The sequence below is a fragment of the Nocardia stercoris genome (assembly GCF_003696265.1).
GTDB lineage: Bacteria > Actinomycetota > Actinomycetes > Mycobacteriales > Mycobacteriaceae > Nocardia > Nocardia stercoris.
Genome location: NZ_RFFH01000025.1, coordinates 12366 through 28622 on the forward strand (window position 1 = coordinate 12366; position 16257 = coordinate 28622).

The window sequence follows — 16257 nt, forward strand, 5'->3', positions numbered from 1 at the left end:
TCAGCCGCGCTGGGCCAGGAAGGCGACCTGGACCTCGTCGCCCGTGCGCACCTCGGTGACCTCCGGATCCACCACGATCAGGCTGTTCGCCTCCGCGAGCGTGGACAGCAGGTGCGCGGAACCGTTGGCGCCCAGCGGCTGCACCAGCAGCTCACCGGTCTGCTCGTCACGCATCAGTTGCGCGCGTAGATATCCGCGGCGGCCGGGCATGGATACCACCGGCATGATGGTGCGGGCCTGCACGATCCGGCGCATCGGATGCCGGCGGCCCAGTGCGATCCGGATCAGCGGCCGCACCATGACCTCGAAGACCACCAGGGCGCCCACCGGATTCGAGGGCAGCAGGAAGGTCGGCACCTCGTCACGGCCGAGCCGGCCGAAACCCTGCACCGATCCGGGATGCATGGCGATCCGGTCGACCTCGAGTTCGCCCAGGCCCGACAGCGCCTCCTTGATCTGCTCACAGGCCGCACCACCGGCGGCACCGGCGATCACGACCACTTCGGAGCGAACCAGCTGGCCCTCCACCACATCCCGCAGCGCCTTCGGGTCACCGCTCACGATGCCGACCCGGTTCACATCGGCGCCCGCGTCGCGGGCGGCGGCGGCCAGCGCGTAGGAATTGACGTCGAAGACCTGGCCCGGACCCGGCTTGCGGTCGATGTCCACCAGCTCACCGCCGATGGAGATCACCGACAGCCGCGGCCGCGGATGCACCAGCACCTTGTCCCGGCCGACCGCCGCCAGCAGGCCGACCTGGGCGGCGCCGATGATGGTGCCCGCCCGCACCGCGATGTCGCCGGGTTGCACGTCGTCGCCGATCCGGCGCACATAGTCGCCGGAACGCACCGGCTCGTACACCTTGATCCGGGCGCGGCCGCCGTCGGTGAACTCCAGCGGCAGCACCGCGTCCGCGAGCGTGGGCAGCGGCGCGCCGGTGTCCACCCGAACGGTCTGCCTGGGCTGCAAGCGGATCGGCTGCCGGGAACCCGCGGCGACCTCACCTACCACCGGCAGCGTCAGGTCGACGAGCTTGCCTTCACCGTCGCGCAGATCGGTGCCGGCCGCGGCCACATCGACACTGCGCACGGCGTATCCGTCGATCGCCGCCTGATCGAAGCCGGGCAGCGGCAGCTCGGTGACGACGTCCTCGGCACAGAGCAGACCTTGCGCCTCGGCGATCGCGACGCGAACCGGGCGCGGGGCGACCGCCGCGGCGGTCACCTTGATCTGCTGATCCTCCACCGAGCGCATGCGGCCAATCCCCTTCTGTCCTCACCGATCGGTCGGATCCGCGTGGCGGATCGCGACCTCACGGTCACACCGTCGCGGTCAGCTGCGGATTCCAGTCCGGAGCAAGACGCTGCTCCAGCCACTCGCGCAGTGCCGGGCCGTACTCTTCCCGCTCCAACGCGAAATCGACCGCTGCTCGAAGATAACCGCCCGGGTTGCCCAGATCGTGGCGCGACCCACGGTGGACGACAACATGAACCGGATGTCCCTCGTCGATGAGCAGTGCGATGGCGTCGGTGAGCTGCAGTTCGCCACCCTGGCCCGGCTCGATCCGGCGCAGCGCGTCGAAGATCGCGCGGTCCAGCAGGTAGCGGCCGGCGGCGGCGTAGGTCGAGGGCGCGTCGGCCAGATCCGGCTTCTCCACCATGCCGCGAACCTTCATCACGTTGGGGTTCACGGCATCCGGCACGGTCTCCACATCGAAGACGCCGTAGGCGCTGACCTGCTCCTTGGGCACGTCGATCGCGCACAGCACCGAGCCACCGCGCTTGCGGCGCACCCGGTTCATCACCTCGAGCACACCGTTGGGCAGCACCAGGTCGTCGGGCAGCAGGACCGCGATCGCGTCCTCGTCGTCGTCGAGCGCCTGTTCGGCCTGCGCGACCGCGTGGCCCAGGCCCAGCGGCTCCTCCTGCACGACCGAGGTGACGTCCAGCAGAGCCGGTGCCTTGCGGACCTTTTCGAGCAGGTGCAGTTTGCCGCGCTCCTCGAGCGTGCCCTCCAGCACCAGGTCCTCGACGAAGTGCGCGACGACACCATCCTTGCCGGGGGAGGTCACGATGATCAGCCGGTCGGCGCCCGACGCGGCGGCCTCCGCGGCCACCAATTCGATACCGGGCGTGTCCACTACGGGCAACAGCTCCTTCGGCACGGTCTTGGTCGCGGGCAGAAATCGCGTTCCCAAGCCGGCCGCCGGCACCACCGCGGTACGGAAGCAGGACGACTCGGCCGCTCCGGCGTCAGCTGTCATGAAGGCACACCCTATTCGTAGATCTACTGTGGCCGGTCCGGCGCCGTTGCCGGACGGCCACCCGAGAGCCTAGAGGTCACCTCCGTATCGAGCGCGCCGAACCGACGACAACGGCCGTCGCACGACAGTCGCGACACAGCGTCCCGGTCGCCGTCCGCCACCTTCGTCCCAACCTGGGTGCCCATCGGACCGGCGGTTATGCGGCGGTCACGGCTTCGATCGACGGGCTGGTTACCGTGTGGCGATGGGGAGCGACACGGATTTCGCGACGTGGGACAAGGCGCGGTGGCGCGCGGAGTTGCTGGCGGCACGGGCCGCGGTGGACGCCGCGACCCGTGCGGCGGAGGCGAGCGCGCTGGCGGCGGCGATGCCAAGGGTCCTCGACGCGCTCGACGTCCAACGGTCCGGTGAATCGGGCGAATCTCCGGTAATTGCCGCGTACGTGCCGGTCGGTGGCGAGCCGGGTTCACTCGACATGCTGACCGCGTTGCTCGCCGCCGGGACCCGGGTGGTGCTGCCGGTCACCGGGCCACCCGGGCCGCTGCGATGGGCCGAGTTCACCGGGCCGCGGGAGCTGCGCCGGGCCCGGTACGGACTGCTGGAACCGGACGGGCCGGAGTTGCCGCCGACCGTGCTCGCGACGGCCGCGGCGATCCTGGTTCCGGCGCTGGCGGTCGACGAGCGGGGTGTCCGGCTCGGGCGGGGCGCCGGGTACTACGACCGCACGCTGCCGTCGGTGGGAGCCGGGGTGCCTTTGGTCGCGGTCGTGCGGGACGCGGAAGTGGTGCGTCGGCTGCCCGAAGAGGCCCACGACCGGCGGATGGGCTGGGCGCTGACGCCCGGGCGCGGGCTGTCGAGGCTGGCGGCGGGACCGGACCGACCGGCGTAACCGGAGACTGCCGGATCGATCGGCGGATTCGGCGCCGACGCGTCGTGACTGCACGGGCACGACCGCGGACCCCTGATCAGGCGGGGCGGGAATCGTGCGCGTGGCCGCCGCGTTCCCGACATGTGAGAAATACCGCTGCGGCGGAATTAGGACCGCTGGCACTGTCGCCTGTAGAGTGCTAACAGACGGAGACTGTGGAGGTTCCTGTGCCTACTTACTCGTATCAGTGCACCCAGTGCGGCGACAAGTTCGACATTGTCCAGTCCTTCGCGGACGATGCGCTCACCACCTGCGAGAAGTGCCAAGGCAAGCTGCGCAAGCTGTTCAACTCGGTCGGCATCGTGTTCAAGGGCAGCGGCTTCTACCGCACCGACAGCCGCAACGGCTCCAGCACGTCCAGCGACCCGGCCAAGCCCGCCGCCGCGAGCACACCGGCGTCGACTCCGGCCGCCACCTCCTCCGACAAGAGCACGTCGACTACCTCCAGCACCAGCGCGGCCTGATTCCGGCCCGTTCGCGCCCGGCTCGACGCAGGCCTGCGGCCAGCGGTTATCCACAGATATTCGCTTGTCCACAGGGCGAAATCGAGCTGGGCTTTCGTGCGAGCCGGCCGGTTCCGCGCGCCTAGCCTTCGGGCATGACTTCCTCCCGCGCACTGGCGAGCGGCGGTCGCGGGCCACGGCTGGGCCGCGAGCCACGCTGGACCGCACTACTGCACCGCAGACCGTCCTGGGCCGACAGCGTCTTCGCCCGCCGAATCGCCGCGGTGCTACTGGCGGTCTTCGCCGCCACGCTGGCCCTGCGCGGCGATCCGGGCGCCGACGCGACCGGCGTGCTGGTCGCCGCACACGATCTCGCCCCGGGCACGGTGCTGAGCACCGCCGATGTGCGGGCGGTCACCCGGCCCGCGGCCTCGATACCGGGCGGCGCGCTGCGCGACCCCGGTCCGATCCGGGGCGCGACGCTGTCGGGGCCGGTGCGTGGTGGCGAGATCCTCACCGACCTGCGTGTCCTCGGCCCGCGGCTCGCGGCCGCCGCGGCCGGTCCCGACGCTCGGATCGTGCCGATCAGGCCGGCCGACAGTGCGGTCGCCGAAGTCCTGCGGGCGGGTGATCGCGTCGACGTCATCGCCGCGGACGATCCCGGGACGTCGTCCCGAGGCGACCCGGCCGCGTCGGCCCGGATTTTGGCGACCGATGCGGTGGTCCTGCTGGTCACTCCGCCCGGCGGCAGCCGCGGTACCGGCGATCGGATCGTGCTCGTGGCGCTCGACGCCGGCCGGGCGGCGGTGGTCGCGGCGGGGTCGTTGCGCAGCGCGCTGACGGTCACCCTGCGGTGATCCGGCGACGGGCCGATCCCGTCACATTCGCCCACTGTTAGCGGAGAGCTGGACTACGATCCGGAATAGTTCACATACGCGGCGAACAATGCCCCACAGTCAGGTAATTCATCGAGTTCCAGTCGAGCCCGCGAGACAGGAGAAATGAATGCTGAAGGGTTTCAAGGACTTCCTCATGCGAGGAAATGTCATCGATCTGGCCGTCGCGGTCGTGATGGGTACCGCGTTCGTCGCGATCGTTACGGCATTCACCAACGGCATCGTCAACCCGCTTCTGGCGATATTCGGCGGCAACGGTGATCGCAGTCTCGGATTCCGGCTGGTGTCGGACAAGCCGGCCACCTATGTGGAGGTCGGTGACATCATCACCGCCTGTATCAATTTCGCCCTGATCGCGGCGGTGCTGTATTTCGTCCTGGTGATGCCTTATACCCACGCGAAAAACCGGTGGGGCAAGGTATCCGAGGCGACGAAGACCGAGCTCGAACTCCTCGCCGAGATCCGCGATCTACTGGAACGGAACGGAAGTTCGGAACCACCCGCGTCTATGCGGCGGTGAACCGGGTCGGTCAGCCGTGATGCGGCGGGACCTGGCGGCGCAGCCAGTCGTCGGAATCCGATTGTCCCGCACTGCCGTCCGGACCGCGCTCGTCGCTGGTGGTGCTGGGCATGACATCACCGAATACCGCGGCCAGCCGGGCGGCATCGGCGGCCGACAGCGGTCGCGGCGACTTGCGCGCGGCCGGTTTCTCCGCGGCCGACCGCTCCCCCGCCTCGTCGGGGCGGGGGGTTGCGGCCGGATCGGTGGGAGTCACGAGTGAGCGGTCCTCACTCCATGAGACCGGACAGCTCGTCGATGACGTGACCGGCGAGCGGGCCGAGGGTGGCCATACCGTCGCGGACTGCGGCGCGGCTGCCCGGCAGATTGACGACCAGGGTGCTGCCCGAGACCCCGGCCAGACCACGGGACAGGCCCGCGTCCAGCTGGCCGGCCGCCAGGCCCGAGGCGCGCAGGGCCTCGCTGATGCCCGGCAGTTCCCGGTCCAGGACCTCCGAGGTGGCCTCGGGAGTGACATCACGCGGCGACGTGCCGGTACCGCCGACCGAGATCACCAGGTCGACGCCGCCGATGACCGCGGTGTTGAGCGCGTTGCGGATCTCGACCTCGTCGTTGGACACCGAGACCGTGGCATCCACCAGGAAACCGGCCTCGGTCAGCAGCTCTGTCACGAGCGGGCCCAGCGAGTCGACACCGCCGTGGGCGGTCCGGTCGTCGACAACCACGACAAGTGCTCGGCCCGCGACGGGGGCATCCATGTCCATGCCGCCAACCGTAGCGTCCTCCGCTGACATCGGCGCCGCTCCCCCGGTGTGCTGGGGCATCAGGGTCAGGGTGCGAGGTTTGTTCTGTGTCATCTCGTTCCGTCCGCTGCGGCTTCGGCCAGAACGACGTCGACCTTGGTCGGGTTCTGGCCCTTGTCGTCGGTGTAGGTCACCGTTACCTTGTCACCCGGCTGGTGTGATCGCACGGCGGCGATCAGCCCGTTGCCGGAATCCACGACGAAATCGTCGATCCGGGTCACGATCGACCCGGCCGGGATGCCGGCCTTCGCCGCCGGACCGTCCGCGATCACGTCGAGCACTCGCGCGCCGTTGACGTCGTCGGTCTGCCGCACCGAGATCCCGATCTGGGCGTACGTGGCGTGCCCGGTCTTGATCAGCTGGTCGGCGACCCGGCGAGCCTGGTCGATCGGGATCGCGAAACCGAGCCCGATCGAGCCGCTCTGCTGGCCCGAGGTGTCACCGGCGCCCATGGTCGCGATGGCAGTGTTGATCCCGATCAGTTTGCCGTCCATGTCGACCAGCGCGCCACCGGAGTTACCCGGGTTGATCGGCGCGTCGGTCTGCACCGCGGAGATCACCGTGCCCTGGCTGTTCGAGGCGTCGTTGCTGGTCGAGACCGGCCGGTTCAGGGCGGACACGATACCGGTGGTGACGGTGCCGGCCAGGCCCAGCGGGGCGCCGACCGCCACCACGCCCTGGCCGACCTGCAGGTTCTGCGAAGTGCCCAGGTCGATCGGGGTGAGGCCGGACTTGTTGTCCGCCTTGATCACCGCGAGGTCCGAGACGGGGTCGACACCGACGACGCTCGCCGAGGTCGTGGTGCCGTCCTTGTACTGGACCTGCATCTTGGCGTTGGCGCCCATGCCGCTGGCGACGTGGTTGTTGGTCAGGATGAGGCCGTCCGCCGAGAGGATCACCCCGGATCCGGCCTCGGCACCGCGCTGGCCCTGCACCTGGATCATCACCACGCTGGGCAGCACCTTCTGCGCCACGGCCGTGACCGTGCCGGCCGGAGCATTGGGCAGCGGGCCGGTCTTGCCCGGCGGCGCGCTCAGCGCATTACTGCCGGACGAACCGCCGGAGTGGTCGGTGGCCAGGTGATCCACCGCACCGCCGGCAGCACCGCCGATCAGCGCGATCACCACCGCGGCGGCCGCCAGGCCGGCCCGGCCCCGCCGCTTGACCGGCGCCGCCTCCGGCTGACCCGGGTGTCCCGGCCCGGCCGGGGCACCGGGAAACAACGGCAGCTGCGTGGTCTGCGCCATCGCGTTCGAATTCGCCCCGCCCGCAGCCGAATCGCCCGCGGTGGCGGCCGAATCCATGGGGCTGTTCCCCCAGCCGGCGTATCCGCCGGGTCCGCCCATCTGGGTGGTCGGCTGGTCGGTACCAGGACGCTGCCAGCCGCTGTGCGCCGCGTCGGCCGCAGCCTGCCCGCCCGCCGCCGGCTGGGCCTGGGCGCCCGCTGCGGACTGTCCCTGCCCGCCCGCTGCGGACTGCACGTGCCCGCTCGCTGCCGACTGCAGGTGCCCGCCCACCGCGGACTGCGCCTGCCCGCCCACCGCGGACTGCGCCTGCCCGCTCGCTGCCGACTGCGCCTGGGCGCCCCCTGCCGGTTGTGCCTGGGCGGCCGGAGCCTGCTGTGCGACAGCGCTTTGCGCCGACCGGGCCGCGGCTGCGGATCCCGCCTGCACCCAGCCCGCAGCCGGGTGCGGCGGCGTGGCCGGAGCCTGCGGCGCCCGGGTTCCGGAGTCCGGAGTCTGCGCGGCCGAAGTCTGGGGTGCGGAACCCTGCGAATTCGCCTCAGCGCCGACCGAACCGGTCGGCGCGGCCGCCGAACCCGCTGCCGCGGTGGACCGTCCGGCCCCTGCGGCCGGGGACTTCACGGTGGCGTCCTGGGCCGCATTCGAATTCGCCGGGGATTGCCCAGCTGATGCCGAGGCGGCTGCCGACGTCTGGCGGGCCGGGGTTGCCGGAGTCGCGGCCGACGGCTGCGAATTTGCCGCTTGCGCAGCGGCTCCCGGCGCCTTCGACGTAGTAACTGCCGGAACCACGACCGTGGGGTGCGATGATTCGTCGTCGGCCGGGGGCGGCGTGGTCGAGGCCGCTCGGCCTTCGGATGCAGGCGAATTCGGCGTGGTTCCGCGCCCGCTTGCGGCCGGCTGGGCAGCGCTCACCTGCGGTGTCTGCGATTGCGTTGCGGCGTACTGCGGCGGGGAGGTTCGTGCGGGCTCCGGCGCGGGCCGGTTCTGGGCCGCCGAACCCTGCGCGCCCGCATTCTGGACGGCCGCCCCTTGCCCACCGGCGTTCTGCGCAGCCGTCCCTTGGGCGCCGCCGTTCTGAGCTGCTGCTCTGCGGTCGTCCGCCACGCCTCGAGGAGCCGGACTCTGCCCGGCCACGCCCTGCGGAGCCGACGACCGGCCTGCGGACGCCTGGCTATCCGCAGCGGTCTGGCCGCTTATCCCCTGGCCACCCGCACCCGGACCACTCGCGCCCTGGCCACCTGCACCCTGGCCACTCACGCCCTGACTACCTGCGCCCTGGCTACTCGCGGCCTGGCCACCTGCCGGGCCACTTATCCCCTGGCCACCTGCACCCGGACCACTCGCGCCCTGGCCACCTACGCCCGGGCCAGTCGCGCCCTGACTACCTGCGCCCTCGCTACTCGCGGCCTGGCCACCTGCCTGGCCACTTATCCCCTGGCCACTTATCCCCTGGCCACCTGCACCCGGACCACTCGCGCCCTGGCCACCTACGCCCCGGCCACTCGCGGCCTGGCCGCTCGCGCCCTGACTACCTGCGCCCTGGCCACTCACGGCCTGGCCACCTGCACCCTGGCTACTCGCGGCCTGGCCACCTGCACCCTGGCCACCTGCACCCTGGCTACTCGCGGCCTGGCCACCTGCACCCTGGCTACCTGCGCCCTGGCTACTCGCGGCCTGGCCACCTGCACCCTGGCTACCTGCGCCCTGAGCACTCGATGCCGGATTACCCGATGCCTGACCGCCTTGCGCCTGACCCGTCGGCGCCGGTTCAGCCGGTGTCTGGCTGTTCGCGGCCGGTCCACCCGACGTCTGGCCGCCGGTCCCGTTCGGCGCGGCTCCCGCCGGTCGGGCCGGGGCTGCTGCCGGAGTCGAGAAGGTGCCCGGGCGGACGGGCTTCATGCGCCCGCCACGCTGCCACGCCACGCTGGCGGGCTTCCCGGTGGCCGGTGGTTCGGCACCGGCCGAGGCGGAACCCTGAGGATCGGCACCCGCGGGCTGGGCGGCTGCCGAACCTCCGGCTGCCGTCGAGTTCGCCGGACCAGCGGAGGGGGCGTCGGGCCCGTCCGCGCGGTCGTCGTCGCCCCGCGTGGTGTTCGAGTCCTGGGTCATATCTCTCGTTTCTCCTCGAGTCTGGCGATCATCATGGCGACCTCATCTGAGAACGCACTGAGACGGCACTATCAGTTCTCCGAGATATCGGGAACCGGCGGTGGAATACCAGCACCCGGCAACACGATTCGGATCAGCGCTCCGGAACGTTCGGATGTGTCTATGGAGATGGTGCCCCCATGTTTGGTAACTACCTGTTTGACAATCGCCAAACCGAGTCCGGATCCGGGCATCGACCGCGACGCGGTAGTGCGATAGAACCGTTCGAACACCAGCTCCCGTTCCGCCTGGGGAATCCCGGGGCCGGCGTCGTCGACGACGAATTCCAGCAGTCCCTCGGCAGATTCGCGCATAGTAACCCGGACCTGTGCTCCGGTCGGGCTCCATTTGGCAGCATTGTCGAGGACGTTCAGGATCGCGCGTTCCAATGCGGCCTCGTGCCCGTAGACGAACCACGGGCACAACTGCGCGACGAACTCGATCCCGCTGCGGCGGCGCCGCGCGCGTTCCAGCGCCCGCTCGGCGACTTCGCCGAGGTCGACGACGTCGTACACCGCTTCGGGCGCGTCCTCGCGGGCCAGGTCCACCAGATCGCCCACGAGGGTCGACAATTCCTCGATCTGCGCCATCACGTCGGCGCGCAATTCGGCCATGTCCTGTTCGGGCACCGCGGGTGCGCCGGGGCGTGCCGCGGCGATCAGTAGTTCGGTATTGGTGCGCAAAGAGGTCAGCGGCGTGCGTAGCTCGTGTCCGGCGTCGGCGACAAGACGCTGTTGGCGTTCCCGCGACTCGGCCAGCGAGCGCAGCATCGTGTTGAAACTGACTGTGAGACGGGCTAATTCGTCGTCACCGGTCACCGGGATCGGGGTCAGATCGTCGGTGCGGGCGATGCGTTCGGTGGCCGCGCTGAGCCGGGCGATGGGCCGTAATCCGGTGCGCCCCACCGCGGCTCCGCATGCGGCCGCGCCCACCACGCCACAGCCGCCGACGACGAACAGCAGCCACGCCAGCCGGTCGAGCACATCCCGGGTCGGCTGGAGTCGCTGCGAAATAACTAGTGTCGCACCGGTTTTCATCCGTTCGGCGAGGACCCGTTGGTTGCTCGCGGTGCGCAGCGAGGAGTCGGCGGCGCCGTGCGCGACGGCGAGCTCCTGCGCCCCGATGGGCGGGTTGGTGGGCTGCGGCGGCACGTAGGCCTGCTCGTTCGGATAGATCAGCGCGATACCGATGTCGTTGGAGTACAGGCTGCCGATCTGCAGGACCGGGAGGATGCCGAAGCTGTCCAGGTTGTTGTTGATCATCACCGTGGCGCGGGCCCGCAGCTGCTTGTCGACGTCGGCGTACAGCGCCCGCGACACCATGGCATACGCGGCGATGGAGATGACGGCCACCGCGACCAGCACCACGGTGGCGGCCAGCAGGGTCACCCGCATGCGCAGCGAGACCGACTGCGTCAACGGCGTCGGTGGGCGCATGTCCGGCGACTCCGGCCACGGCGGCACGGTGGAGCCGTTCTCGGCTCCACGTCCGGGACGGATCACTGTTCTGGCCACTGGTGTCGATACTGCTGCGCGTCCACTGGCGGGCCTATGGCGGGGTCTCGCGCAGCACGTACCCGACGCCGCGCACCGTGTGGATCAGACGTGGCTCGCCCTCCGATTCTGTCTTCCGACGCAAATAACCGATATATACCTCGAGCGCATTACCCGAGGTAGGGAAGTCGTATCCCCAAACTTCCTCGAGAATGCGACCCCGAGTGAGCACTCGGCGCGGGTTCGCCATCAACATTTCCAACAGCGAGAACTCGGTCCGAGTGAGGCTGATCGATCGCTCGCCACGGGACACCTCGCGGGTCACCGGATCCAGCGAGAGGTCCGCGAACTGCATTGTCTCGGATGCGTCAGCGGCTGATTCCGTCGCGGTCCGCCGCAGCAGGGCGCGCAGCCTGGCCAGCAGCTCTTCCAGGGCGAACGGTTTGGGCAGGTAGTCGTCGGCGCCGGCGTCGAGGCCCGCGACCCGCTCGGATACCGAATCGCGCGCAGTCAGCACCAGGATCGGCAGGTCGTCGCCGGTACTGCGCAGGCGGCGGCACACTTCGAGGCCGTCGAGCCGGGGCATCATGACGTCCAGCACCAGGGCATCGGGCCGCGCCGCGCCGACCTTGTCGAGCGCTTCGACGCCGTCACCGGCGAGTTCGACGGTGTAGCCGTTGAAGGTGAGGGACCGGCGCAGCGATTCCCGAACCGCACGGTCGTCATCGACTACCAGAATCCGCATGGGCACAGTCTGACCGGAACGACTGAGAGTCGCATGAGAAGCCCGCAGCATGTCTATACAGGGAACGATCGAATTGCCGACCTGTAAATCTCACGGTATGTTGCCTGCGGTAAAAGAAGACCTCTAGTTTGTTCCCAGCCGGTAGCCTGAACTCGAATATCGACTACGATTTTGGTGACCGCGCGGAGTCCCGGTAGACGATGTAACAACATCGGGCTTGCCACCGAACGATGAGGCAATCGCGCGAGGAGGCGACAGCACCAGGATGGACAAAGCACCGCGGCCTTGGCAGAGGGTCTTGTCCAATCTGTCGGTTACCAGCAAGGTCGGCATCGTACTGCTGCTCCCCGTCCTCCTCGCGTCGGCGTTCGCCGTGCTGCGCATCCGGGACGAGCTGGCCACGACGGCACAGTTGACCACCGCAGCCGACCAGTCACAGATCATCCGCCCGATGATCGAGTACAACCTCGCCTCCGACACCCTCGCGATCGCCGCATCCGGCGGCGGGGTCGGCGGCTCCGCGAACCCGGCGATCGATCAGGCCGCGGCCAAATACGATCAGGCTGCGGTCAATCTGCAGTCCGCCATCCAGGTGGCGAGCGTGGACAAGAAGACCGTCGCCGCGCTGACCGAGGCGCTCAACCGGGGCCAGACCCTGCGCAACAGCCTGCACAGCGGCGACCCGGCGGCCATCGGGAAGCAGGCCGACGACGTCTCGACCCACATCGTCGGCGTCCTCGTCTCCCTGGCCTCGGCCAAGGACGATCTGTTGAGCCGCTACAAGGTTCAGCTGGTTACGCTGACGACCGGTCACCAGCTGTTCATCCAGCAGGACCTCGCGATCACCAGCGGCGAGCTGAGCAACAACCCGGTCGGTATGGCCCGGGTGCTCAGCGCGGGTGGCGGTGAGATGGTCACCGTCGCCCAGTACGCGGGCACCAACGCCGAGTCCGCGATCAAGTCGGACCTGATGCTCAACTCGCTGCAGACCCGAATCGGCGCCCTGAGCCAGAACACGATCGAGCCGGTCAATGTCCCCGGCGTGCCCGAATCCCTGCGCGTCGGCGAGGACGCCTACGCCCAGGCCACCATGAACATGACGGACCTGCTCACCGCCGGCCTGTCCACCAAGACCTCCGAGGCCCGCGGCGCCGTCCTGCGTGACGTCGCGATCGTCGTCTCCACCTTGCTCCTCGGCCTTGCCCTCGCCCTGGCGGTGGCCCGGTCGCTGGTCGTGCCGGTGCGCCGCCTGCGGCGTGGCGCGCTACAGGTCGCGACGGTGGACCTGCCCGCCGAGCTCGAAGTGGTGCGTGAGGGCCACCCGACGCCCGAGATCGCCCCGATCGACGTGCACACCTCCGAGGAGATCGGCCAGCTGGCGCGCGCGGTCGACGACATGCACCGCCAGGCGCTCCACCTGGCGGCCGACCAGGCGCGGTTGCGCCTGCAGATCGGCAACATGTTCGAGACCCTCTCCCGCCGTAGCCAATCCCTCGTCGAGCAGCAGCTGACGCTCATCGAGGAACTCGAGCGCGACGAGGAGAACCCGACCCGGCTGCAGAGCCTGTTCCGGTTGGACCACCTCGCGACCCGCATGCGCCGTAACGGTGACAACCTGCTGGTCCTGGCCGGTACGGCGTTGCGCCGTGGCCACCTGCCCCCGGTTCCGTTGTCCGACATGCTCTGGAGTGCGGTTTCCCAGGTCGAGGACTACCAGCGCGTCGAGATCGGCGCGGTGCCGGACGGCATCGTCGCCGGTGAGCCGGCGGTCGACGTCGAGCACCTGCTCGCGGAGATGATCGACAACGCGCTGCGCTACTCGCCGCCGTCCACTCCGGTGGCGGTGTCGGTCGGCCGGGCGATCGACGGCGGCTATCTGATCGAGATCACCGACCGCGGCCTCGGCATGTCCGCCGACGACGTCACCAAGATCAACGAACGGCTCGCCTCAGGTGGTGAGGTCAACCTCGAAACCGCCCGCCGCATGGGTCTTTTCGTGGTCGGCCGGCTCGCACAGCGACACGCCATCACGGTCAACCTGCGCCGCACGTCGATGATGGCCCAGCAGCCGGGTATCACCGCCAGCGTCCACCTGCCCGGCACCCTGGTCGCGCCGGTCAGCGAGAACACCACCAACGGCCAGCAGGTCACCGCGACCTTCTCCCGCCCGGCACTGGAGGCACTGCCCGGTACCGTGTCGACTCCCGCGCTGTCGTCTGTTCCGGCCCTGCCGAGTCCCGCCGCCGCGCCCGGTCCGGTGGATTCCGGCGCCTCCGGTGTCACCAGTACCGGTCTGCCGCAGCGTCGCCCGGGCGCGGCGGCCGACTTCGGCAGTTCCGCGCCGGTCACCCGGCTCAGTTCGGCCGCCGACGGCCCGGCCACCGGTACCGGCCTGCAGCTGCCGCCGGTCGCGGGGCACAACACCGACGCGACGCCGCCGAACCCGTGGCCCGCGGTGAACAAGCCGGCTTCCGGTCCGATCGACCTGTTCGCGTCACCGGCTCCCGAGGAGGACGCGGCCGCGTTCCGCGACCCGCGCCCGTCGGGCCGCTACCAGGCGCCGAAGCCGCTCTCCCCGGTGGTCGACGCCCCCGTGGAGCCGCAGCAGACCGGGCCCGCCACTTCGGCTTTCGGTCCGGTGACGGACTCGCGGCTCGCCGCGCAGAGCCAGTTCGTGCCGATGCAGTCCCGGTTCACCCCGGTCGAGTCCGACTTCACCCCGGTGGAGCCCGACTTCGCGACCGGAGACGACACCCGCGCGGCAGAGGCGCAGTTCGCCACGGCCGAGCCGCAATTCGCGGTGGTGGAAGCGGAATACGCGCCCGCCCAGCCGCAGCCCACGGCGGCCGACTCGCAGTACCTGGCCACCGAGCAGTACGCACCGGCTGAGCAGTACGCACCGGCCGAGCAGTACGCACCGGCCGAGGCGGCCTTCGCGCCGGTCGAGCCGCCGATGCGCGACCAGCAGTGGCCACTCACCAACGGCGGCAACGGCAACGGCAACGGCCGACCCGCCCCGCAGGCGGCGCCGACCCGACCCGAAGGGTCGACACCGCCGATCTATCAACGCATGGTCTCGGAATGGCTGGTCGAACCGGCCGCAGATGGGGAAGCCGAAATGTGGTCATCACCGGCCGACGCAGGGTGGGCCGCAGCAGCAGAATCGATCGAACCCGCCAGCGAAGGCAAGACCTCCGGTGGTCTGCCGATCCGGCGCCCCGGCGCACAGCTGGTACCCGGCGGCCTGACCGTGGCCGACGACTCCAACAACCGTGACCCGGAAGAGATCCGGAGCAGCTTGTCCAGGCATCTCAGTGGCGTCCGCAGTGGACGAGCCGACGCCCAGTACACCGACGGAGGCACCGAGTGAGCCAGAAACAATCGACCGACGAGAACCTCAACTGGCTGGTCACCCGGTTCACCCGGGAAGTTCCCGGCGTCTCGCACGCCGTACTGGTCTCGGCGGACGGCCTGCTGCAGGCGACCAGCCCGCACCTGCCCTCCGACCGCGCCGAGCAGCTGTCGGCGGTGACCGCCGGCCTGGCCAGCCTCTCGGCCGGCGCTGCCCAATTGTTCAACGGCGGCAAGGTGATGCAGTCGATCGTCGACATGCAGCGGGGCTACCTGCTGGTCATGAGCGTCGGCAACGGCTCGCACCTGGCCGTCCTGGCAAACAAGCAGCACGACATCGGCCGAATCGGCTACGAGATGGCGCTGCTGGTCGATCGAGTCGGATCGGTCGTGCAGGCGACCGCCCGCCAGGCTGTCTGAGGTTGAGATGTCGAGCCCTTTCGATACCGGTTCGGGCCGACCGACCACACGTGTTCGCCCCTATGCCTTGACTTCCGGGCGCACCGAGCCCGCAGTAGATCTACCCCTCGAGGCAGTCGTCGAAACCTTGCCGTACGCCAGCCAATTCGACTGGCCGGTCGGTGACATCCGCACGGAGATCCTCAAGCTCGGCACCACCCGACCCTCGGTCGCCGAGGTAGCCGCGCACCTGCAGCGCCCGCTGGGCATGGTCCGGGTGGTGATCGGTGACCTGGTGGTCGCCGGCACCATCGGCGTCCATGCCACGCTGACCGAGAACGCGACCTACGACGAACGTCGCTCGCTGATGGAGAGGACCTTGCATGGACTTCGCGCGCTCTGACGCCGGGGCCGCGGGCCGGTCGTTCGCGGCCGACAGCCGCAACGTCGCATCGACCAAGATCGTGGTGGCCGGTGGTTTCGGCGTGGGCAAGACCACGTTCGTCGGCGCGGTCTCGGAGATCATGCCGCTGCGCACCGAGGCACTGGTGACCGGTGTGTCCGACGGTGTCGACGATCTGTCGGCCACGCCGGGCAAGGAAACCACCACGGTGGCCATGGATTTCGGACGCATCGTGCTGCCGGGAAACCTCACCCTGTACCTGTTCGGCACGCCGGGGCAGCGCCGCTTCTGGTTCATGTGGGACGACCTGATCCGGGGCGCGATCGGCGCGGTCGTGCTGGTGGACACCCGCCGGATCGAGGACAGCTTCGCCGCGGTCGATTTCTTCGAGGCGCGAGGTTTGCCGTTCCTGTTGGCGGTCAACAGATTCCCTGATGCACCACGGTTCCCCGTAGCCGAGTTGCGGGAGGCGCTGTCGGTGCGCGAGGGTGTACCGATCGTCGACCTCGATGCCCGTAACCCGCTCGAAGTGCGGCGTGCCCTGGCTGCTGTCACCGAGTACGCGATTCAACGTCTCACCGCCCTGCAACAGGGGGCGCCCTCCGGAAAGAGGTAACCACC

Annotated in this window: 15 protein-coding genes; 8 read left to right on the forward strand and 7 right to left on the reverse strand. The window is 69.8% G+C overall.

Features of this window, described 5'->3' with window-relative positions:
* Window positions 1–1254, reverse strand: a complete 1254-nt coding sequence (glp, locus tag EBN03_RS31425; protein ID WP_122191804.1) for a molybdotransferase-like divisome protein Glp — start codon at window positions 1252–1254, stop codon at window positions 1–3.
* A 64-nt stretch (window positions 1255–1318) separates the two neighbouring features.
* Window positions 1319–2263, reverse strand: a complete 945-nt coding sequence (locus EBN03_RS31430; protein ID WP_122191805.1) for a UTP--glucose-1-phosphate uridylyltransferase — start codon at window positions 2261–2263, stop codon at window positions 1319–1321.
* Window positions 2264–2507: 244 nt separating this feature from the next.
* On the opposite strand from EBN03_RS31430, the gene EBN03_RS31435 reads away from it, so the two are divergent.
* The 4 genes from EBN03_RS31435 (at window position 2508) to mscL (ending at window position 5050) form a co-directional block, all read left to right on the forward strand.
* On the forward strand, window positions 2508–3152 hold the full coding sequence (locus tag EBN03_RS31435) for a 5-formyltetrahydrofolate cyclo-ligase (protein ID WP_122191806.1): 645 nt from the start codon (window positions 2508–2510) through the stop codon (window positions 3150–3152).
* 206 nt (window positions 3153–3358) lie between these two features.
* Window positions 3359–3655, forward strand: a complete 297-nt coding sequence (locus EBN03_RS31440) for an FmdB family zinc ribbon protein (RefSeq protein ID WP_122191807.1) — start codon at window positions 3359–3361, stop codon at window positions 3653–3655.
* 134 nt (window positions 3656–3789) lie between these two features.
* On the forward strand, window positions 3790–4491 hold the full coding sequence (locus EBN03_RS31445) for an SAF domain-containing protein (protein ID WP_122191808.1): 702 nt from the start codon (window positions 3790–3792) through the stop codon (window positions 4489–4491).
* 148 nt (window positions 4492–4639) lie between these two features.
* Complete coding sequence (mscL, locus tag EBN03_RS31450) at window positions 4640–5050, forward strand: large conductance mechanosensitive channel protein MscL (RefSeq protein ID WP_122191809.1); 411 nt, start codon at window positions 4640–4642, stop codon at window positions 5048–5050.
* 10 nt (window positions 5051–5060) lie between these two features.
* On the opposite strand, the gene EBN03_RS31455 is transcribed toward mscL, so the two are convergent.
* From EBN03_RS31455 to EBN03_RS31475, 5 genes are all read right to left on the reverse strand, one after another.
* Entirely contained in the window at window positions 5061–5306 is a 246-nt protein-coding gene (locus tag EBN03_RS31455; RefSeq protein WP_122191810.1) for a hypothetical protein, read from the reverse strand.
* 13 nt (window positions 5307–5319) lie between these two features.
* Entirely contained in the window at window positions 5320–5814 is a 495-nt protein-coding gene (locus tag EBN03_RS31460) for a MogA/MoaB family molybdenum cofactor biosynthesis protein (protein WP_407671280.1), read from the reverse strand.
* An 89-nt stretch (window positions 5815–5903) separates the two neighbouring features.
* Window positions 5904–7100 (reverse strand): S1C family serine protease, encoded by a 1197-nt coding sequence (locus EBN03_RS31465; RefSeq protein WP_407671282.1) that lies wholly within the window; start codon window positions 7098–7100, stop codon window positions 5904–5906.
* 2177 nt (window positions 7101–9277) lie between these two features.
* Window positions 9278–10681, reverse strand: a complete 1404-nt coding sequence (locus EBN03_RS31470; RefSeq protein ID WP_122191845.1) for a sensor histidine kinase — start codon at window positions 10679–10681, stop codon at window positions 9278–9280.
* Between the two features lie 112 nt (window positions 10682–10793).
* The gene (locus tag EBN03_RS31475) at window positions 10794–11483 is read right to left on the reverse strand and encodes a response regulator transcription factor (RefSeq protein ID WP_122191811.1); all 690 of its coding nucleotides are present in this window, start codon (window positions 11481–11483) and stop codon (window positions 10794–10796) included.
* Between the two features lie 298 nt (window positions 11484–11781).
* Here EBN03_RS31475 and EBN03_RS31480 point away from each other — a divergent pair, with 298 nt between their 5' ends.
* The 4 genes from EBN03_RS31480 to EBN03_RS31495 are packed head-to-tail and all read left to right on the forward strand — an operon-like array spanning window position 11782 to window position 16252.
* A complete protein-coding gene (locus tag EBN03_RS31480; RefSeq protein ID WP_233608766.1) occupies window positions 11782–14853 on the forward strand; it encodes a HAMP domain-containing sensor histidine kinase in 3072 nt (1023 codons plus the stop codon).
* Window positions 14850–15254, forward strand: coding sequence for a roadblock/LC7 domain-containing protein (locus EBN03_RS31485; RefSeq protein WP_122191813.1), 405 nt, complete (start codon window positions 14850–14852; stop codon window positions 15252–15254). The genes EBN03_RS31480 and EBN03_RS31485 overlap by 4 nt, the downstream gene beginning before the upstream one ends.
* A 7-nt stretch (window positions 15255–15261) precedes the next feature.
* Window positions 15262–15636: a DUF742 domain-containing protein gene (locus EBN03_RS31490; RefSeq protein ID WP_122191814.1), complete on the forward strand. Its 375-nt coding sequence runs from the start codon at window positions 15262–15264 to the stop codon at window positions 15634–15636.
* Window positions 15617–16252, forward strand: coding sequence for a GTP-binding protein (locus tag EBN03_RS31495; protein WP_122191815.1), 636 nt, complete (start codon window positions 15617–15619; stop codon window positions 16250–16252). Before EBN03_RS31490 ends, EBN03_RS31495 begins: the two co-directional genes overlap by 20 nt.
* Window positions 16253–16257: the final 5 nt, after the last annotated feature.